This window comes from Sporolactobacillus shoreae (genome assembly GCF_004684935.1).
Lineage (GTDB): Bacteria > Bacillota > Bacilli > Bacillales > Sporolactobacillaceae > Sporolactobacillus > Sporolactobacillus shoreae.
Genome location: NZ_SRJD01000008.1, coordinates 1 through 21256 on the forward strand (window position 1 = coordinate 1; position 21256 = coordinate 21256).

General features: G+C 43.0%; 17 protein-coding genes and 2 pseudogenes. 8 read left to right on the forward strand and 11 right to left on the reverse strand.

The genetic code is table 11. From position 1 onward, the window contains the following. Positions 1-87: 87 nt before the first annotated feature. The 4 genes and pseudogenes from E4665_RS08365 to E4665_RS08375 form a co-directional block, all read right to left on the reverse strand. Positions 88-2667 carry an SIR2 family NAD-dependent protein deacylase gene (locus E4665_RS08365; protein WP_135348345.1) on the reverse strand — a complete coding sequence of 860 codons (2580 nt, stop codon included), beginning with the start codon at positions 2665-2667 and terminating at the stop codon, positions 88-90. After that, positions 2657-3373 (reverse strand): annotated as a pseudogene (locus E4665_RS18820) (DUF3387 domain-containing protein); the annotation flags it as partial. The gene E4665_RS08365 and the pseudogene E4665_RS18820, both read right to left, overlap by 11 nt. Before the next feature lie 12 nt (positions 3374-3385). After that, positions 3386-3808: pseudogene (locus E4665_RS18825) on the reverse strand (DUF6978 family protein); the annotation flags it as partial. 41 nt (positions 3809-3849) lie between these two features. After that, entirely contained in the window at positions 3850-4806 is a 957-nt protein-coding gene (locus E4665_RS08375; RefSeq protein ID WP_135348346.1) for a nuclease-related domain-containing protein, read from the reverse strand. Between the two features lie 326 nt (positions 4807-5132). Here E4665_RS08375 and E4665_RS08380 point away from each other — a divergent pair, with 326 nt between their 5' ends. Then, positions 5133-6248 carry a low temperature requirement protein A gene (locus E4665_RS08380; RefSeq protein ID WP_135348347.1) on the forward strand — a complete coding sequence of 372 codons (1116 nt, stop codon included), beginning with the start codon at positions 5133-5135 and terminating at the stop codon, positions 6246-6248. A 186-nt stretch (positions 6249-6434) separates the two neighbouring features. Here the strand turns inward: E4665_RS08380 and E4665_RS08385 are convergent, their stop codons facing one another. The 3 genes from E4665_RS08385 to E4665_RS08395 form a co-directional block, all read right to left on the reverse strand. Then, a complete protein-coding gene (locus tag E4665_RS08385; RefSeq protein WP_241654754.1) occupies positions 6435-6980 on the reverse strand; it encodes a GNAT family N-acetyltransferase in 546 nt (181 codons plus the stop codon). Continuing rightward, a complete protein-coding gene (locus E4665_RS08390; protein ID WP_241654756.1) occupies positions 6961-7506 on the reverse strand; it encodes an RDD family protein in 546 nt (181 codons plus the stop codon). The genes E4665_RS08385 and E4665_RS08390 overlap by 20 nt, the downstream gene beginning before the upstream one ends. Before the next feature lie 149 nt (positions 7507-7655). After that, positions 7656-8426 (reverse strand): acetoin reductase, encoded by a 771-nt coding sequence (locus tag E4665_RS08395; RefSeq protein WP_135348348.1) that lies wholly within the window; start codon positions 8424-8426, stop codon positions 7656-7658. A gap of 662 nt (positions 8427-9088) precedes the next feature. Between E4665_RS08395 and E4665_RS08400 the strand changes: the two genes are divergently transcribed. Genes E4665_RS08400 through E4665_RS08425 form a run of 6 tightly spaced genes read left to right on the forward strand, consistent with a single transcriptional unit; the run spans position 9089 to position 15224 of the window. Next, on the forward strand, positions 9089-10555 hold the full coding sequence (locus tag E4665_RS08400) for an MFS transporter (RefSeq protein WP_135348349.1): 1467 nt from the start codon (positions 9089-9091) through the stop codon (positions 10553-10555). Further along, complete coding sequence (gene aroC, locus E4665_RS08405) at positions 10552-11718, forward strand: chorismate synthase (protein ID WP_135348350.1); 1167 nt, start codon at positions 10552-10554, stop codon at positions 11716-11718. The genes E4665_RS08400 and aroC overlap by 4 nt, the downstream gene beginning before the upstream one ends. A 14-nt stretch (positions 11719-11732) precedes the next feature. Further along, positions 11733-12269, forward strand: coding sequence for a hypothetical protein (locus tag E4665_RS08410; protein WP_135348351.1), 537 nt, complete (start codon positions 11733-11735; stop codon positions 12267-12269). 19 nt (positions 12270-12288) lie between these two features. Next, entirely contained in the window at positions 12289-13602 is a 1314-nt protein-coding gene (aroA, locus tag E4665_RS08415) for a 3-phosphoshikimate 1-carboxyvinyltransferase (RefSeq protein WP_135348352.1), read from the forward strand. Then, on the forward strand, positions 13599-14699 hold the full coding sequence (locus E4665_RS08420; protein ID WP_135348353.1) for a prephenate dehydrogenase: 1101 nt from the start codon (positions 13599-13601) through the stop codon (positions 14697-14699). Before aroA ends, E4665_RS08420 begins: the two co-directional genes overlap by 4 nt. A 3-nt stretch (positions 14700-14702) precedes the next feature. Beyond that, positions 14703-15224, forward strand: coding sequence for a shikimate kinase (locus E4665_RS08425; RefSeq protein ID WP_135348354.1), 522 nt, complete (start codon positions 14703-14705; stop codon positions 15222-15224). Between the two features lie 317 nt (positions 15225-15541). Here the strand turns inward: E4665_RS08425 and E4665_RS08430 are convergent, their stop codons facing one another. The 3 genes from E4665_RS08430 to E4665_RS08440 form a co-directional block, all read right to left on the reverse strand. Next, positions 15542-16255: a hypothetical protein gene (locus tag E4665_RS08430; RefSeq protein WP_135348355.1), complete on the reverse strand. Its 714-nt coding sequence runs from the start codon at positions 16253-16255 to the stop codon at positions 15542-15544. Further along, positions 16248-16760 carry an RNA polymerase sigma factor gene (locus tag E4665_RS08435; RefSeq protein ID WP_241654758.1) on the reverse strand — a complete coding sequence of 171 codons (513 nt, stop codon included), beginning with the start codon at positions 16758-16760 and terminating at the stop codon, positions 16248-16250. Before E4665_RS08435 ends, E4665_RS08430 begins: the two co-directional genes overlap by 8 nt. A 96-nt stretch (positions 16761-16856) precedes the next feature. Then, positions 16857-17765 carry an aminoglycoside phosphotransferase family protein gene (locus tag E4665_RS08440; RefSeq protein WP_135348356.1) on the reverse strand — a complete coding sequence of 303 codons (909 nt, stop codon included), beginning with the start codon at positions 17763-17765 and terminating at the stop codon, positions 16857-16859. 270 nt (positions 17766-18035) lie between these two features. Between E4665_RS08440 and E4665_RS08445 the strand changes: the two genes are divergently transcribed. Next, positions 18036-19796, forward strand: a complete 1761-nt coding sequence (locus E4665_RS08445) for a GGDEF domain-containing protein (protein ID WP_167815160.1) — start codon at positions 18036-18038, stop codon at positions 19794-19796. A gap of 529 nt (positions 19797-20325) precedes the next feature. Here the strand turns inward: E4665_RS08445 and E4665_RS08455 are convergent. After that, on the reverse strand, positions 20326-21228 hold the full coding sequence (locus E4665_RS08455) for a LysR family transcriptional regulator (protein ID WP_135348359.1): 903 nt from the start codon (positions 21226-21228) through the stop codon (positions 20326-20328). Positions 21229-21256 lie beyond the last annotated feature (28 nt).

Below are 21256 nucleotides of genomic sequence, written 5' to 3' on the forward strand. Positions count from 1 at the left end.
CTTCAAAGTCATCATCATCCCAATCTCCCCACAACAAGACATCACATTACTTATTGTGGGTTTATTTATACTAGAGTGGGGGAATTTTTAATGACTTTGGTGGGGTACTTTTAAATTACTACATACAGATGTGGCTATTTCAGATTCATGCTCACTAAATGTGTGTGATTTCTTGATCAATAATAGCCTCAAAATGGCCTCATCACGAACACTTAAATCTAATGAACTTACGTTTGCTAAAATTTCAGGAAAATATTTTTTGACTAAATCTTCTGGAAGTCCTTTTACCGAATTGAAATGACTTGATAGATGCAAACCATTATATGGTGAAGATAGTATTAATTCCAAATTATCTATCAATTTCTCTTTGTCAAAAGCATAACTGAAATTATTCAGGGCGTCCTCTATCTCGTATTTATTAGCTATTTGACCTTTATTATTAATTTCTACAAATTTTTCTAGCAATAAATTAATCTCTGCTTTATTTGCATGCAGAGCAAACCTTGATGCCAAATTAATAATTTCTTTCTCAGTTAATATCTTTCTTGATCTATTGAAATCTTCATTTGTATTAAAAATTTTTAACAACAAAATAAGATTATTTAGGATTGGTTCAACTAAGCCTTTCTCGCAAAAAGTGACATAAGATCTGGTGAAAAATCTATCATAATAATCCTTATCATGAAATTGAATAATATAAAACCATTCCCAGTATGGGCATTTAATATTTTCAAGAATATGTTGGATTGCTCCAAAAATTGATGATTTGTGATCACCAAAGACCGGTAAGCATAACGAATCAATAAGATTTAAGTATTGGAAACTTGCAGTTCTTGCTTCTGTTACCTCTTTACTTCCAGTTCCAAAATGGTGAACAAATGTATTTGGAGAAAATGATTTCGTTATTTTTTTATCTTTTCCTTCAGCGTCTTGTAATTTTGAGAAGAGTATTTCTTGCATTCCATTTAGGATATTTCGTGTATTATACTTTGAATCTAAAGATTCATTATCTGAGAAAATATCGAACTCATTATTCTCCCAAATTCCTAAGCTCCTATAGCAGAGGTTAATATAGCCAATTAAAGAGGCATAAACCTCTTTTGGCATAAATTGTTGAGCTACATCCATTGAAATTTCTTTAAGATTTTGTTTTGCATCTTTTTCTAATCCTAGTTGACTTAGAATACAACATTTTTTAATTCTTATTACAATTGGTGAAGTACTACCAATCCTTCTAATCCATTTAAGAGATTCAATGTAATCGAAGCTTTGTAATGCAAAGATACTTTTTTCCAGAAAGAACCTCATTGATACTTCTTCATTAAATTCGTTTAATTTATGTTCCAACTTATCCATTAATCTTATATATCTATCTCGCAGATTATTTTGTCGATAATTTAGACATAAAGACAAGCACAATTCAGCCCAAGTATTAGAAGCTTCATTGTCATTCTCTTTAGAATCGTTGATATGATTTATTAGTTCTTCAAGTTGAGTTATTTGCTTATTAGTGAAAGGCAATAAACAATGGCATTTTCTTTGGCATAGTTCAGAAACATAAAGCAATCTGTCTTCATATGTACCAGTTTTATCGGATAGGACTTTATCTAAGTGAGCATCAAGATTCAGGCTTGCTTTGGCACGTATTTTTTCAGGCAGTGCTGCGTATCTACTCCAAATTCTATTTTGAGAGCGGATCTTAGAAATTAGATGTTTTAAATTATCTAATTCCTTAGGTAATTGATAGATATCTTTAGTTGTAATCTTATTTTCTTTTAGTTCCTTGAAAAACAAAACTAGAGCATCACTATACCTATTACTTGTCTCTCCTTTTATTAAAGATCCAATGTCAACAATAACTATATTCCTTTGTTCCAATAGTTTTTTCTCTGAAGAATTTAAATCGTCAAAGACTCCACACAAGTATATTTTCGGACAATTTTCTTGCATATTATCTCTAAGCCATCCGAGCCAACTTGTAAAATTAGGATCATCTCCGGAGAACCCTATTAAACAAAGCTGGGTTTCTAGCATTGCTTGCTGTACAGTATTCACAAATGGAGCAAATTTTTTCGGATAAGTGCGATAATCTTCCTCAGTAATAATATATGGTTTCGCTGTAGGCATACTTCCATGTAATTTAATTATTCGTGGGCGCGTACTCCCTGGTAAATCATTTTGCGTTCTGACAATTTTATAATTTTTCCTATTTTTGATATTAATCTTTGATATCGTTCTTTCTAAGAGGGTATCATAATTCGTCGTAAATACATCGTTCCATGGGAGTTCAAGTAATTGTGTATGCAAAGGACCAGGTTGGTACTCTAAATCTGGTAAATTAATTTCAATAAGCTTATCTAACGCTGATCGTCCAAAAGTAACCCTGAACTCTTCGGCAATATTGAGAGCATTTCTACCGAATGTCTTTCCGACCCTTTTTGTATTCCACTGTTCAACAACATCTGTCTTTGTGTCCCTGGTATAAAGCCTGTCGAATATAGATAAAGACAATTCACCCCAATTTGGTAAACTTTTGTCATGAACACTAGAAATTGCATTTTTTGAAAAGCCAGCACCTACCATTACCGATGCATGTCCATAAATAGTAGGTTGCCAAAGATGATTTGCTATATCTTTTATATAGGAGTGAATATTTTCATTCTGCATGATAATTTTCCTTATCCTCCGCCGCCGTCTGCGCTCCAAGCATCCCATCATAAGTCTCTTCATCTGGTGCTTCGTTGCCTGACATCAGGTTAACCTGCTTCATCACAATTTCAAGTGCATTTTTGGCTTGTTCAGGCGGATAGTCATATTTCTTCAGTAACCGACGGATGTGGATGCGCATCATTGCCTGAGCCTGCTCACGAATGTTGAAGTCGATCGTGACATTGTTTCGGATCGTGGCTGTCAACTCCTGCACGATCTTCTTAAGTGTGTCGTCCGTATAGAAGTCCCGGACAACCTTATCTTTGGAGAGGGCATAGTAAAAGGCGATTTCATCCTTGTTCAGGCCGAGTTTGGCTTCGTCTGCGCTCATTTTCCGGATTTCGTCGGCCATCCGGATCAGTTCTTCGATCACTTCGGCGTTCGTGATCGACTGATTGCGATACTTATTCAGTGATTTCCGCAGCTTCTCCGAGAACAGTTCGGACTTGACCAGATTCGTCCGGGCCATGGATTTGATTTCGCCTTCGAGCAGTTTCTTCAGCATTTCCCTTGCAAGATTTCTCGTCTTCATCGTCCGGACTTCCTGCAGGAACTGTTCATCAAGCAGCGAGATTTCCGGCTGTTTCAGGCCGAGCGTATCAAACACATCTATCACGTCTTCAGAAATAATTGAGCGTTCCAGCATTTGATTGACGCGCTGCTCATTAGTATAACTCAGAAATGATTTAAAAATAGCAACAAGCGAATCAATTATAGGGAATGCTTCCACAGGGAGTGGATATGCCTTAAAATAGGTAACTCCATCGTCTTTTGCATACCACTCATTCATCGAATACTTCATGATCCTGTTACCTTTGATGATTTCACCACTGCTATTCTTATGAAATCCATTGGGGTCCATGTTCACACGAAACAAGTTAACTCCAATTGTTTTTTCACGAATATGTATATGCATCTTACTAGGTACTTTGTTCGAAACTTCATAATATATGGTAAAACGGTATTTATTCAATTCGTCGCAAAGATTAATTTCTCCTGCTGCTCCAAGGTCAAGTTTAACAAGGTAACGCTTTAAGACCAACTTTAGCATTTTAATTAGTTTTTCCGCTTGAATATCAGTTATTGAAGGTTTTTTCATTAGATATCCTCCCGATGATAGAGAACTATTATCTTTATTTCTTATTTTTTCGTTTGCCCCTCACCTTTCTCGATATACCTGCAGTATGGGTACCCCGAGCACCCCCAGAACTTTTCTCCGGCATGCTGACCTCTTCTAGAAGTTCTGAGTAACATGGGTTTGCCACATTTAGGACAAACTTTTACATCTTCCTGCGTTACTGATGCGGCTCCCGTTTCACTTTTTGCCTGCTGTATCTCGGGATTCCCATTGATTTTCAATTCTGTATCAGGCTTTTGAGGTTCAATTTTTGCTTTAATGTTCTTAATGTGTTCCTCTTTCAGTGTTTCCGGAGCCTGAGAATACGGATACAGAAGATCATAGATAGCCTTGATCTCTTCCGCAGACAGAACAAATCCGACTTGCCTGGCTCTGCCCTTCACCTTTTCTAGTACGTACCGGCGATTCATAATCTGTGTCTGACCATCTGTAATCGTTATTTTCTTTAAAGCGCACCGGTCACTGAACAGCATAAAAGAATGGTAAACGACGTTGGGAAAATCGCTGAGATACTGCTTGAGATACTTAATATGAAGCTTATTTTGCATGATTGGGTTGAGAAAATGATTTTTGACACTTTTTCGGCCCTGAGGCAAGGATTGCGTCCAGACTTTCTGATTTTCCGAACCGAAAATCCAACCGCTGTAATTCTTCGATTCAAAGACGTAAATGCCGCTGTCATGAATCATCAAAACATCAATTTCGGTCGTTTCATCGTTTTCCTTCGGGAGATACAAATTAAAAAGAAAGCGCGCATTCCCATCTACATTTCGCAAATTTTTATAAGTGAGATATTCACCCAGAAGACCCTTTGAGCGGAGCATTCTTAAGTACGGTTGGTGGGTGACATGGAAATAGTGGGTTGTTCGATAGATTAAACTTGCAGAAAGGATAATTATTCCCAACCCAGCCCAAAAAATAGTGACTAGAATCGCACAAAGCAAATAGATTTGCAGCATACGCCCTCCAAAGTGGTGAATAAAATTCAAACTATTTGCCTAATTATAACTTATTTTGAGACTATATAATCATTTCCTTTTGCTCATTTTGTCAAATATTTTACTTATGCAATTGATCCATGATACTTATCGGGAATCATTTAATATTAGAACAACAGCCATTTCAAAGAATGTGAAAGTCACGTATGTGACGAAGATCGCCAATCATCTGACGGCAACTTTTGAGGTTAAATGATCTCTGTTTTGCCAAAGCGTGTTCAGGTTGGCTTTTTTCTTACTTTTATGCTGAAATGAGAGCAGAGGAGCTCGTGGGTGGAGGTTGAAAAATGGTGGAAAAGTTGATTGGGAAGAAAGAAGTCAGCACGCTGGAATTGTTTTACGATTTGATCTTTGCCTATGCCATCAGCCGGATGACCGAGGTGCTGCATCTCGTCAGCAATCATACTCTACCGCTGATTGATCTGGCAGAATATTTGATGATGATGCTTGTGTTCTGGACAATTTGGACGTATCAGACGGTTTACGCGAATCGTTTTCTGAAAGAGGATCTCGGCAATTCGCTGTTTCTGATTTTTGATATGTTCTGGGTTGTGATTCTGTCACAGTCTCTGAATGAAGACTTTGCGTCCACTCATTTCACGTTTGCCGGATCTACGTCCGTTCTTTTTTTAAGCATCGCCTTTCAGTACTACCTACAGTCAAGACGGGCAAATGCACCTGAGGGGAAAAAATTGACCTTTCATTTTTCTGTGCTGCTTGCGGTAATCAGTCTGGTCGGCTTTGTGACCATCCTGCCCTTTTCAGTGCCTTATTCCGTACGCTTCGCCATCTATGCTGCGTCGATCTTCACCGTCGCTTTCTATCCGCTGTTCATGAAACGGACGCTGACCAATTTTTCGACGCAGTTTGATCATCTGACAGAACGTTATTCACTGTTTACCTTGTTGCTGTTCGGTGAAGCCGTAATTGCCGTAGCACAGACCATTAATAGTCACCATTTGAGGCTTGAAAGTGTTTTCTATTTCATGATTATTGCCCTGCTTTTCACAATCTATATTATCAGCTATGAACGGGGCATCAATCGGAAAGCTCGAACAGCCGGTTTAGTTTTAATTCATGTGCATTATTTTATTTTTGTCGGGATTAATTTAATGACGGCCCTATTGGAACTATTTATCCTGAAGGAACTAGGCACAACATTTTTTGCGATTCTCTTCGACTTAAGCGCGTTCCTTTTCGTTTATTCCGTGCTGGCACTGCTCGTCGCTTATCCGAGAAAAAACACATGGATCACAATAAAAGAATTCAGTGCCGTCACGGGGTTGAGCTTAGTCTGGGTTGTCCTGAGTTTTTTGCTTCGAAACAGTACCGTCTTTTTCTTAGGATCCCTGACACTTATTCTGATGATTCTGGCGCTCTACTGGTGGCGCGTCATCAAGTGAGTGTATAAATACGGACTCATTGCATGGCGATCAGATCGAAAATTTGTGGTGTATCGGCTCAAAATCGGACAGATTTTCAGTGTATCCGGACAAGTTCTCGGCTGAATCGGACAGGTTTTCGCTGGAATCGGACAAATTATCGTCCAAACCGGACAGGTTTTCGGTCGATCTCAAAAAGAGGAAAGATCAGTCTATCGTCAAGCCCATCAGGATACTGTCATAAAATGTACCGTCTACCAGCAGATCCCTGCTGATGATGCCTTCTTCAATGAAACCGACGGATTGATAAAGATGCTTTGCCCGTTCGTTGTCGCTGCGGACACGCAGGTTAATTTTCCTGATGAGGTCGGTTCCTTTGGCCCAGTTAATCAGTGTTTTCAGCAGCACTTTGCCAATGTGCTGTCCCCAGTAGTCTTTCAGGACACTGATGCCGAATTCTCCGGTATGGGCTGTTCTTGGTCTGGAACCCCCCTGGAAATCTAGGTTACCAACTATTTTTCCGTTGATTTCCGCAACTAGAAATAAAGCATTATCTTTGATTGAATAGCTGTCAAGTGTGTCTTTTTCCTGCTCGAGCGTCAGTTTAAATTCCCCCGGGCCGAATGTCAGAAAATCGGACTCAGCCGCAATTTTCTCCAGATAGTTCAACATTTTTTCAGCATCGTCCGCAATGGCTTCCCTTATTATTATTCCACTTTCTCCCATTTCTCGATCAATCCTCTCTCTGTTCATTACGAATTACTGCTGTCCCCGCAATCCGATCATAAATGGTTTGTTTCTTCTTATTCAACAATGGGCTCAGCACATAGCTGATCACGGCGAGATAGACCATAATCAGGATGCCAATAACCACGCCCCCGGAAAAGTTCGATGGCAGAATCATGTGCCATACAGCGAAATGCGCCATTTCCCAGGGAAGAAATTTAATCGCCGTACGGAGGATTGAGCGGCTAAGCCCAATGCGTCGGCCACTACCATCAACCACACGGAGAGACATTTTCTTTTTGCCCCATGTCCCCTGCCAGTCCGACCGTTCACATAAGAGAAAATAAAGTGAAACGGGTAGTGTAATCAGTGCGAAGCCTGTCAGCTCCGCTATGGCCGGAGATCCGGTAAATAGGGGTCTGAAAAATGACCGAAAGGCTACTGAAAGAGTGCCTAAGACCAGTACACCATAGACAGCGATGACGAGATAATCGAGCAGGAATGCACAGATACGTGTTTTAAGTGGCGCATACATCCACGGCTCAGATTGCACCATTTTTCCTCCTTGATCCGGGACACGTGATCATCAACTTATACTGATAACGTACCATTTTTATTTTTATGGAGCAATTGGCGTAAATAAAAAGAGACTGCCTCATACTGAGACAGCCCTTTCTCTATTTGTACTCACCTGTCGCTCCGTCAACTGAAAACCATGCCGCCGTCAACGCTGACCGACTGTCCGGTGATATAATTGGAATCCGGTGAAGCAAGGAAAGAGACGAAATTGGCAATATCCGCTGGCGTTTCGCTTCTTCCAAGCGCAATCCCTTCAACGGCTTTCTTAAATGCATCGCCTTTGTTTCCACCTTGGAATTTAACCATCGCGTCATCAATCCGTTCCCACATGCCGGTCCCGACAATTCCCGGGCAATAAGCATTGACAGTAATGTTGTCCTTGGCCAGTTCCTTCGCAGCCGCTTGAGTGAATCCGCGAACGGCAAATTTCGTCGCTGAATAAAGTCCCATCATCGGGAAGCTTTGCTGTCCGGCAATACTGCAGGCGTTGATGATCTTGCCACCGCCTTGCTTTTGCATCTGCTCCGCTGCCGCTTGAATACCATAAACCGTTCCGAAAACATTCACTTTAAATAAAAATTCCAGGTTTTTAGGCTGAACGCTCAAAACCGGTCCGACATGGTCAACACCCGCATTATTGACAAACACGTCAACGCTTCCAAATGTATCGACGGCTTTCCGGACAAGATTTTTCTGATCGTCAGGGTTTGTCACATCACCGACAAATGACGCAACCTGATACCCGGATTCATTAAATTCTGCTTCCGTCTGCTCAAGCACTTCTTTGTTTAAATCACCTAAAACAATCGCAAATCCATCGTCTGCCAACCGTTTGGCAATCCCTTTTCCTATTCCTTGTCCGGCTCCTGTAATGACTGCTACACCCTTTGACATAACCTGATGCCTCCTATTTGGCAGATGGTTCGGACAGGCTTGGCATTTTCATGATCCCGCGTAAATGGTGCTGAATGTCGGTGTTGTTCTTACATCCTGCCATTTTTTAGATGATTTGTGAACAAACTGTGACAGTTATCACAACACGATTATTTTAGTACAGATTTTTTATATTGTAAACGCTTACGTACTTTTTTAAAAAATTTCCTTTTTCTCCCTCTGCCATGACGCGAAAAAATGGATAATGGCTGCCTTAACGTTTCTGCAAAGCCATTATCCTGTCCTCACATCAGCAAGAATAATCGGCAAAAGAAAAATTGAGATTGACATGATAACGTTCTAGTGGTTTAATGATACCTAATCCACTCGGAGAGGAAAATCACCGATGAATCAGTTGCAAATGGCTCAATCCTATTATTATAGCTTCTATTACTTTAGATAGCGTTCGTATCCACTCCGGATACGAACGCAAGTCTGCGTTTGGTATCTAGAGTTGGGAAGCTATAATGGTCTGACCAACTAGATGCGTTCGATTCAATCTAATTGGTTGCCATTTCAATCCGGATGATGTAATTTCCTATGAATAACCCGTAACCAGTTAGATTTAAGAATCTGACTGGTTATTTTTTTACCACTTTTTTCGGAGAAGGAGTTTGGAACACATGACGAAAGCAAACAGAATCAGGTTAAGTTTTGTTTTATATCTGAACTATTTTGTTCATGGAATCGGATTATTGATTCTGACTCAAAATATGAAAGCCTTAGGCGGCGCGTGGGGCACACCGCTCGCAACTGTTTCCTATGTTGTTTCCGGAGTCGGGATCGGCCGGCTGCTGGCCTACTATCTTCTGGGCAGCCTATCGGACAGATACGGCCGTAAGACTTTTGTATATGTAGGCATGCTGAGTTACCTGATCTTTTTTATAGGTATCATTCTGACGAAAGATTTCAGAGTGGCCTACTTACTAGCCATTCTGGCAGGAGTGGCCAACTCGGCGCTTGATTCCGGAACGTATCCGACGTTTCTTGAGATGGACAGTAAAAACGGAGCGGCCAATATATTGATCAAAGCCGCGATGTCCATCGGGGAATTCGTATTGCCTCTTTTCATTGGGCTTAATGAAAATCTGGGCGGCTGGTATGGCTTGAGCTTTATCTTTGCCAGCGTGATATTGCTGATTAATTTTGTACTGCTCAGCCGAACTCAATTTCCTCAAAAAGCAAAAACGGGCAAGCAAACCAATCATCGGCTTTTTGGCGGGAATAAACGTTCAGGATCAAGAATCGGTTTACTCATCATTTTCTCAATCTATGGTTATACATCGATGGCGCTGATGATATTATTCACACAGTGGATCACCCTTTACGGGACTGATGTCCTGCATATGAGCAATATCGAGGCTCACTTTCTGCTATCGCTCTACAGTATCGGATCGATAACCGGCGTTTTGCTGATTTTCGCCATTCTCAAATGGTCATTAATCCGAGAAGTCAAATTGATTGTCAGTCTGAATAGTTTGTCGCTCCTCATGCTTTTGGTGATCGGCTTTTCAGGTAGCACCTGGCTTGTCAGCATTGCTTCGTTTATTTTCGGAGCGACAGCCGCCGGTGGTGTCATGCAGGTGGGGCTGAATATTTTCAGTTCTTTGTTCCCTCAGGCCAAGGGACGCGCTACCGGTATCTATTTCTCGTTTGGCAGTATTGCTTCATTCACTGTTCCTATTTTTACCGGCATGCTGTCCACGATCAGTACGGCAGCCGCGCTACGCTCAGATATTATCATTGCGCTCGTTTCATTTGCCATTTGGGTGATCGGTTATCGGTTAATGGCTGCTTCCGCTGACACCGCAGATTATCAAACAGAGCGCAATCAAATTAATTTTATTGACTACTGGATCCTCAAATTATTGCAGTGGCGATTTAAATTAATCAAGACGATCGGGATCAAGAAAATGAGCCAGCATGGGCCGATCTTTGATCCGAATCGTGAAAGCCAAATCATGAGTCAGATCGATCAGCAGATTTCAGATCGTGAGAACGCTGATTATTACCAAGCCATTTTTCAAACCATCTTAACAAGTTCAAAGGACTGTCAATCTCAGGTACAAGAGAAAGGAAGAGCTAAATGATTTACTTAACTGCGGGAGAGTCGCATGGACCGGAATTAACCGGATTAATTGAAGGGTTTCCAGCCGGATTAAAACTATCGGTCGATCAGATCAATCACAAGTTGCACGAGCGGCAAGGCGGCTATGGACGCGGTTATCGTCAAAAGATTGAAAAGGATCAAGTGATCATTACCTCCGGCGTGCGTCATGGCATCACTCTGGGATCCCCAATCACGTTACGGATTGCTAACATCGATCACAGCCACTGGAGCGAAGTCATGAAGCCAGTAGGTGAACCTGATCCGGACATCGCGATGCGGGAGGTCAAGAATCCGCGCCCCGGCCATGCCGATCTGGTAGGCGGGATGAAATATGGTCATCGGGACTTGCGCAATGTGCTGGAACGTTCATCCGCGCGTGAAACAGCGATGCGGGTGGCCATTGGCGCCATTTGTATTCAGTTGCTGAATCAATTAGGTATTCAAATTGCCGGCTATGTTCAGAAAATCGGAACCATCGACGCGGACAGCAATCAATTATTATCAACCGCTCAGATAGAAGAGGAAATCAGCAAAAATGACTTGAGAATTATCAAACAAGATAAAGTCGCCCCCATCCATGAATTGATTGATCAGACGAAAAAAGACGGAGATACCCTGGGCGGAGTCATTCGGATTGTTGCTGAAAATGTGCCGGCCGGCCTTGGTAGCTACATCAGTTGGAATGAAAAGCTGGACGCTAAAATTGCGGCGGCTGTTATGGGTATTAACGCTATGAAGGGCGTTTCATTTGGCGACGGTTTTGACATAAGCGCCAAACCAGGCAGCCAGGTCATGGATCAAATCTATTGGGATCCGAACAAAGGCTGGTACCGGAGCAGCGACCATCTTGGCGGATTTGAAGGGGGCATGACGAATGGCATGACGATCATCGTCAATGCCGCGATGAAGCCAATCCCCACGCTTTATAAGCCCTTGCACAGTGTTTCTATTGACACCAAAGAAGAGCATAAAGCAAGCATTGAACGCTCGGACGTCACAGCAATTGTTGCAGCATCAATCGTCATTGAAGCCGCAGTAGCCATTGAGTTATGCCAAGCAATTTTGGATACTTTTGACTACAATAACATGGAGCGCCTGAAAAAACAGTACAGCGATTATTGTAATGAGCTTAAGAACTATTAAGGAGTTCTATGCCTATGATTATCCATACCCTTGGGCCTGAGGAGACCGATAGCAATAGCGCCGCCCAATATTATCTGCGGAAGATGCCCGGCGTGAACCACATTGTGCTCCATGGGCGTTTTGAAGAAATTATTAATCATTTGAATGATTATCCGGGTGACTATCTGATCATTCCTGCCGCTTTCAAATCATGCCATGTTCACATGGACTGGGCTGATTTTCATTATGCTCATTTGGATCAGTTAAAGCTGATCGACTGTTTTCGTCATCCGCTTAATCCGCTGGTTTTAATCCGGCGGCTGACTGCCACCAACAATGTTGCCTATACCCACCCGTCAACAGCGACATTGCTGGACAATTATTTAAAATTCATTCCGGGTCACGCAGTGATTAAGTACGCGGATAGTAAATACCTGGCGTATCAAAAATATGCGACAACTCAGGCGCGTTTTGTTCTAACCAATCAGCAAAATGTTCAACTGAGTTCTGATGAAAAAATTGAACGGACTTACACGCCCGACATGGTTTGGTGTGTGTATCAAATAATCTAAAAAACAAGGTGAATTGAACTTGAAAACCTTAACAACGAACGTTCAGAAGGGGTTACACGGGGAACTCAGTGTACCGGGTGATAAAAGTATTTCCCATCGCAGTATTATTCTGGGTGCCATCAGTTCTGGTGAAACCGAAATTACTCATTTTCTTCCATCTGAAGATTGCTTAACGACAATCCAAGCCTTTCAGGATATGGGGGTAAACATTGAACGTCAGGATGATCATGTCTTAGTGCACGGGGTTAAAATGAACGGTCTGAGTGAGCCGCAGCATCCGCTGAATATGGGCAATTCAGGAACGACAACCCGGCTATTGCTAGGCTTATTAAGTGGGCAGAACTTCACAACTGATTTGATTGGCGATCAATCATTGAGCAAGCGGCCCATGAAGCGGGTCACCGAACCTCTGTCTCAATTAGGACCGGAATTCAGGGTTACCGGTAACGGAACATTGCCCATTACCGTTCATGGTGATTCTAATCTCAGTACGGTTAACTACCGGCTGCCAGTCGCCAGCGCTCAGGTGAAAAGTGCGCTCATTTTAGCTGCACTGCAAGCCGATGGCATTTCAACGATCATCGAGAAACAACAAACCAGAAATCATACCGAATTAATGTTGAAAGCATTTGGCGGTGAGATCGAGCAGCAGGGCTTGACCATCAAAGTGACAGGAAAGCCAAATCTTATAGGCCAAAGCGTCACGGTTCCCGGCGATATGTCGTCTGCCGCATTTTTCATCGCTGCCGCGACTTTGCTGCCGAATAGCGAGATCCGGCTGAAAAATGTAGGCTTAAATCCGACACGTACCGGTTTCTTAACTATTTTAAAACGAATGGGTGCAGATATTACCATTCAAAACGAAACGAATCAGGTCGAAGCTTCCGGAGATCTGTTGATACGAAGTTCTGTACTGCACGCCATTTGCATATCCAGCGAGGATATTCCAAACGTGATTGATGAACTGCCGCTTATCACCTTACTGGCAACCCAGGCTTCGGGGACAACAAAAATAACCGGGGCCGAGGAGTTACGGGTCAAAGAAACGGATCGAATCGCTGTCGTCACAGAAGAATTGATCAAACTCGGTGCGGATATCACTGAATTACCGGATGGGATGATTATTAACGGGGCAACCCCATTGAATCCTCAAGATACGGATCGCGTTGACTCGCACGGTGACCATCGGATCGGGATGATGCTGGGAGTGGCCGCACTATTAATTAAGGGCGAGCTTAAACTAGCCAATGAATCGGCGATTAATATTTCCTATCCAAACTTTTTCACTGATCTGAATCAATTAATCTCTGCGAAAGGGTTTGCGGCGCTATGAAAACAATCGTTATCGACGGCTTAGGGCTCATCGGGGGCTCAATTGCTTTGGTGATACGGAAACAATGGCCGGATCACCAAATTTTTGGCGTCGATGTAAACCATAACTCATTGGTGTCGGCGCAAAGCAGCGGTATAATTGATGGCGGCTTTCCTCGCCTGCAGGATATTGCTGCGGCGGCCGATGTCATCATTTTAGCCACCCCGGTCCGTATTATTTTGGACCACATGGATCAGCTGGCCGACATGCGACTGAAGCCCGGAGTTATCGTGACTGACGTGGGCAGTACGAAACAACAAATTATGGTGAAAGCGAAAAGGTTAACTGGTAAGGGCATTAATTTTATTGGCGGCCACCCCATGGCTGGCTCACATAAAACAACGATTAGCGCAGCCCGGGCGAATTTATTTCAAAGTGCCTACTATTTCCTGATCACGGACACCCTTTCAGATCAGAATGCGGTAAAAGATTTGCAGTCATTATTGTCCGGATTGCACGTCAAATGGCAACTGGTTTCAGCCGCTCGGCACGACCGGATCGTGGCTCAGATCAGTCACTTGCCGCATATCATTGCTTCCGGATTAGTCAACATGTCTCAGGATGAATTCAGCCAATCACCTTTATCCTTGAGATTAGCCGCGGGGGGTTTCAGAAGCATCACGAGAATTGCGTCTTCTGATCCGGAGATGTGGACAGATATTTTATTAAGTAACAGCGATACTATTGTTGATAAAATCGATAAATTCAGCGACCGGCTGGGGCAAATCAGACAGGCTATTGTTTCATCCGATCATGAAGCGATTCATGATTATTTTCATCAAGCAAAAATCACTCGGGACAGTATTAATGCCCAGGCTGCGGCGCACGATCCAAATTTTTATGATTTATTTATCAACATTCCCGATCGGGTAGGTGCCATCGCTCAAGTCACTCATATTCTGGCAGAAGCAAAGATTAATTTAGTTAATATCCATATTCTAGAAATCAGAGAAGAAGTGGATGGGGTTTTGCAGTTATCTTTTTCAAATCAGCAAGATCTGACCCGTGCAAAAGATGAATTACGCCAGCATGGGCTATCAGTAGTAAGAGGTGAGTAACTAATGGTCGATCTTATATTAGTCGGTTTTATGGGAAGCGGCAAGACAACAGTCGGACATTTGTTAGCCGATTTCATTCACCGCCCTCATTTAGATTTAGATCAAATGATCGTGGCCCACTCGGGTCAATCAATCAATCAGATATTTACGGAGCATGGAGAAAGATACTTCCGCGAACTGGAATCGAAAACTCTTGCGTCAGCGCTCAGTGAGGATGGTGTCCTATCAACAGGTGGTGGCACGCCCGTCAGTCTGACCAATCGTCAATTACTCCATGAGGCCAATATACCGGTCGTTTATTTAAAAACCTCTCCGGAAATCATTCTGGAACGTTTACAGGATGATCACACCCGGCCGTTGTTTCGGACGCTGGACAAAAACAGGTTGATTGAACTTTTCCAGGAACGGGAAAGTTACTACGAGCAATCTGCAGACATTCAAGTGATTACGGATCAAAAAACGCCCTCAGAAATTGTCCACGAAATCAAGGTGAATATCCGTAAGATGAATGTTGCCCGCGATTAGCGCGTTTCTAATCCTGGCTGGAATGCAGCAACTACCCCGTATCTTAATTATTGATACCGGGTAGATTATATGCGCCTTTTTACATCACCAGTCGACTCTACAATCATCAAATCCGATCATAGATTTCTCAGCATTTAGTTATGGCGCGGTTAACATGAACGAAGCAACGGTCAAATTATTTTTGATCATGATCAAGTTAACATGAAAAAGTTTTGGCTGATATTCCGTGGGTTTCCGCTGATAATATTTTGAATTCGATTCAGCTGATAAGGAGTTCAGATCCGCTGATAGCCTACAAGATCAAAACTCAGTGTTGATTACTTGAGGCCTTCCTTCGGCACTTTCCATTGTCCAAGCAGGTGCTCGACTTGATGTTTTTCAATGCTCGGGTTGCCGAAAAATGAAACTTCTATGGAATAAGCATACTGGCTGCCGTGGACGATCACCCAGTATTCATAAGCTGCTTCGCTTGATTGGGCGGCTGCCGGTTTGGTCCTTTTATTAAGTGCCAGAATTGCCTCCCCGGCTGACGTCGGCACGATTTCATGACTGATAATCGTGGAGTGATTGCCTATGACACCTTTAAACATTTCCGGATCAGCTGCCTCATCTGGAGAAATGCTCGAAACGTTTAGCTGGATAGTCAGGCCTTTCCACTGCGCAGATTGAGTTACAATCTTTCCGTTCGGCAGAGTGAGGCTGGTCTTGAGTATCGGGTCAGGCTGGGATTGTGCGGTGGATCCACTGTTTTCCTGTACGGATGATGTCTGGCTGTTCTGGGGTGCCTTGATCGCATCAACGGCCCTGTTTTCCACTTTCTGATTCAGCGACGCCGTGATGATTATGAAAAGTAGTGCCAGAGCGGCTAAACTTCCAAGTACCACTGACAGCTTTTTAAGTCGGTTGCTCCGCGTAGATCTTTTCACTCTTTTATCATAGTAAGCCATAATTGAACGATGCATTTCCTGCTTCTGCTGACTCGAAATATCGAATTTGGGCATATCTTTTAGCCGTTGATCAAGGTCACTCATTCAGAATACCTCCTAGCTCCTCTTTCAATACTTTGCGTGCCCGATGGTACGTTGACCGCACTTTGTTCTCACTCCAGTTCAGGATCTGCGCGGTTTCACCGACAGACAGTTCCTTGATGCCTCTGAGAGTAACAACATCACGATAGTTCGGCCTTAGCTTCAAAATGGCTTTGTAAATTAAGGCGGATTCATTATTTAAGCCAAGGACGGATTCCGGCATCTCCCCGCCTTCTGGCTCATGTTTCGAGAAATCAGGAACGAGGCTCAGCCATTTCAAACGCTTTCTTCTTCTAAGTTCATCAATAGCCACATTTCTGGCGATGCTGAAAAGCCATGTCTTCGGAGAAGAATGGAATTGAAAGGCATCTATAGCATTGATGACTTTAATAAATGTTTCCTGGACAAGGTCATCTACATCTGCCGTCCCCATTCTGTAAACCAGATAATGCTTTAAGTCGTCACTATATAAATTAAACCACTCAGACAAGGTTCTTTTATCGATCAAGGAGACTGCCACCCCATTTTCCTCTGCCGCTAATGATTAGACGAATGAGTTATCCCTTTTATCGCACTTTCGAGAAAAAATATTTTTGCATGATTTTTATTTTCTAAAACTATACCACTTAGGAATGTAGTTTTGATACTGATCATATGCCTCTAGAACCTTTCTTGATTGATCCATCATCACGTTGACTTGCGACTGTCCGAACGGAATGGCCCAAGGAATGGAGGAAACCTGATTGACGGCGATATACAGTGCCATCAGTCTGAAAAATGTATCAGGAACATCATCGTCAAAATAGCCGTTGATCTGCCCCGAGGCGAAAGCCGGACTGACGTCCGCACTCCAGGTGATCCGGTTGAATTCCTCCCATGGATCGCCATAATCCAGCCGGTCAAAGTCAACGATGCCGACTTGATGCTCGCTGCTGATCACCATGTTGCCGCAATGATAGTCTCCGTGCTGAACGGATTGCGGCCTGTAATCCAGAAGATGACGATTTGACTCGATATACTTGATGAGTCGACCGTCATAATCCAGCCGGATGCCGCAGTCCCGATAGGCTTTAATCTTCCTGTCGATTTTCCGATTGAATGTTTCCGACCATGGCGGAAGTTCATCCGGCGCCGGGTTTTGATGAATACGTTTCAGCATCTGCCCCGCAGAGTAGCCAAGCCTATACTGCTCTTTCTCAGAAAGTGCCGGCAAGACCCTTCCGGCATCATCACCATCAACCCAGGTCAGCAGAGTATAAACATTCTGTCCCCTACTGCAAACGCCAAAGCCTATGGGTTCGGGCATGACAATCTCGTTACTGTAGCACCGCTTCAAGGTGTCGTATTCACTCTGCCTTCGATCAAAATTGGAAATAATAGAGACCCGAAGCAGAAATTTTCTATGATCCGCAGATTCAACATAATATTTATGATCCCCCGACCACCCTTTTTGGATTGGTTTTACCTTCTTCCAATCATTCGATCCGGGTATCTCGCAAAACAGATCGTTCATCAGATTCACCTCTTATTTTTTCGAAAAAATCTCAGTAGCATCTACTACTGATTATGAAACGGCCGAGCATTTCGATTCGTGCGCACTCGTAATCTCATTATAATTCAACTGATCTCCATTTTAAGAGATTCTCAGTTGTCACTTTTTTAATCAGCACTATAGAAAAATTTTACATAAATTTTACATAATTGATCTGTCAGATTTGCCTTTGGACGTTATAATTGAAAACATTGGAAATCGAGAATGCGAACGATGCAGGAGAATAGGCCCATGGGACAGGATTTCAGACCGGAACTTGATAAAATCATCAAAGGTCGGCACATCAAAACCGTTTTCCAACCGATTGTTTCTCTGAGGAGCGGCAATATTCTCGGCTATGAAGCTCTGAGCCGGGTGACCTGCGCATCTCCGCTGTCAAACAGTGAACTGCTGTTCCGCGAAGCCGGCAAGTGCGGCCGCCTCTGGGAGCTGGACTCGCTTTGCCGATCCATTACGCTGCACACAATCAAAGATAAGTATCCGGAATATAGGGACCGAAGGCTTTTCCTGAATATCAATCCAGTTATTCTGAACAGTGATCCATTCCGTTTTACCTTTACAAGACAGTATTTAAGGCAGTTCGGCATCGAGCCGAACCAGATCGTCTTCGAGATCACAGAGCGGAATTCAATTTCAGACGCGAATCAGTTCATCGAGTCCATCACACATTTTAAATCTGAGGAATTCTATATCGCCATTGATGACGCCGGGTCGATGTACTCCGGGCTGAATCTGATCAATGATATACATCCTCATTACATCAAGCTGGACCGGCGCCTGATCCAGGATATTGATCTCGGCAAGCTTAACTTCGCGCTGATCAAAGGCCTGATCGAATTCTGCCGCCTATCGAACATCCACCTGATCGCTGAGGGTATCGAAACACAGTCCGAGCTGATGATCCTGATGGATCTTGGTGTCCCCTATGCGCAGGGCTATCTGCTTCAAAAACCGGAGGAGCAAATCAAACCTGCCATTGATCCCGTTATCAAAAAATTAATCACCGATCATAATAAATGGAAAAATAATACGCTCGGTTATTCGAATACAAACAGTTATATTTCCAACATCTGCCTGCCGACCGAAACGATTTCAAAAGATATGGAGGTTGGGGAGGTTTGGGATAAGTTCAAAACAAATCCTGATGTGTCAGGATTCTGTGTTGTGGAAGAAGGCCGTGCGATCGGCATTGTCATTAAATCCAATCTGGCCCTGCAGATCAGCGGCCGGTTCGGATTCAGCCTCTATCAGAATCAGCCGATTTCCAGATTAATGGATACAGAATTCATTTCAGTGGACTACAGGATGCCGATCAATGAAGTGTCTGGCGCGGCGATGGCCCGTCCTCAGGAGAAACTGTACGACTTTATCGTCGTTCATAAGAAGGGCAGCTATCTCGGTACCGTCACCATCAAGAACCTTCTGGAGAAGGCGACAGAAATTGAAGTTAGCGAAGCTAAATATGAAAATCCGCTGACCGGCCTGCCTGGCAATCTGGTCATTGAGCAAAAGATGAAACAGTGCCTTTCACCCAGAAAAACATTCGGTATTCTCTATCTGGATATCAATCATTTTAAAGAATACAATGATGTCTACGGATTTGAGAACGGCGATTGCGTAATCAAGCTGCTCGCCAATATACTGCTGACCCATCTTCCTCCCGGGCAATTTGTCGGCCACGTCGGAGGCGATGATTTCGTCGCCATTCTGGATAAGGAGGACCTGACCGGCTTCTGCAGCCAGGTGAGCACCGAATTCCAAGAAAAAGTCCTCGAACATTACAATTCAAGTGACCGTGAAAAAGGCTATATTATCACTGAAAATAGATGGGGCGTTATTGAAAAATTCGCGCTGATGACCGTCGCCGTCGCCGGAATCAGCGCGAGCGGCCAGGATTTCGCCACAATGATCGATCTCACTGAGAAACTCGCCCGGCTGAAGAAGGAGAGTAAAAAACTCAAAGACAGCAACTGCCTTCTGATTCAGGCGTGATTGGCAAATGGAACGAATTCACTGCAGGAGATAAAGACCTTTTATTGCGCATTAGAATACGAACTGCGTGTTAAAGGTTTAAAAATGAAATACTTTTTTCAATAACCGTTTTTTATAAATTCTCAATTTAGATATATCATGATTCTGTGCATACATTCCTATTAGTATAAGAGTCAACCCCACCCCACAACATAGTCCTTCAATAAAACTCGGTAACAAATTAAAAGAATTTGAAAGGATCCAAATTCCATTGAAAAATAATCCCAGTTCAAAATAATTGTTAATCTTTTTCATATATTCCACCTCAGCCATATTTTATTGCGCAGTATGCGTCAACTGTGCAACAGTGTATTTTCTTTAATTATAAGGCAGTAAAGAACTTTTTTGTCATGAAATCTATGTATGAATAACAGGACGACAGCATGAGTAAACAACCATTTTCTTTGATCGCTTCTCACTTCAGCGTAAGAATGCAGCTTTTAAGTGATGTAGCGAATTTATCATCGCAGTGTGTGAAAAAACTTTTCAGTTAGGGTGTGATGGATGTCAATAATTCGTTTTTTAGAAAATGGTACAATGCACGGCTCGCTGGAAGCATCGGAAGCTTATCAGTTTGATATAGAAAGCCGGTTGTCATATTAATTGAGTGCGATCCCATTTCGCGTACTATTGTACCCGGTACCGGTGACTCAGTCATTATCCTAGGAACCAACGCAATGCCAATTCCGTGCTCAACGTAACTCGTTAGGGCTGTCATACTGGTGATTTCGAGTGTGTTTAGCGTGTTTAATGGTATGTTCCACTCTTGGGCAACCACTTCAAGTTTCTTGCGGTACGGGCAGTCCTTGGCTGTGATAAGCAGTCGTTGTCCGACGAAATCCTCAGGTGAAATGGTGGATTGTTCGCTGAGGGGATGATGCTCCGGCAGTAATACCACAAACCCTTCTTGGAATAACGGTTCAAAGAATAAACTGGTACCCATTTCAGGAGTGGAACAAAGTGCAATGTCAATCTCCCCTGTATGTAGCAAGTTGTTGAGTATGGGGGTGTTGGCGATATGTACGCTCACATGCACATTGGGATGGGTGTTTAAGAATTTACCAAGAATTGCTGGAAATCGAAAGCTCGCGGACGGCTCCGTGACACCAATGCGTACACTTCCGGATTCCGCTTGGGCCACCTCTATCATTGTCGACTTCAGTTGGTCGATCCGTTTCATAATATCAATGCTCTGTTCATAAAACACTCTGCCTGCCTCAGTCAAACCAACGGATTTTTGAGTCCTGTCAAACAACTGCAGACCTACCTCTGCTTCCAGCCTCTGTATCTGCATTGAGACAGTGGATTGGGCGTAGTTCATCTCCTCAGCCGCCCGGTGAAAACTCCCTGAGCTCAGAATCCTGTGGAATGTTTTCAGTGATTTTAGGTCCATGGTCACCATCCTTTGTTCAATTTAATTG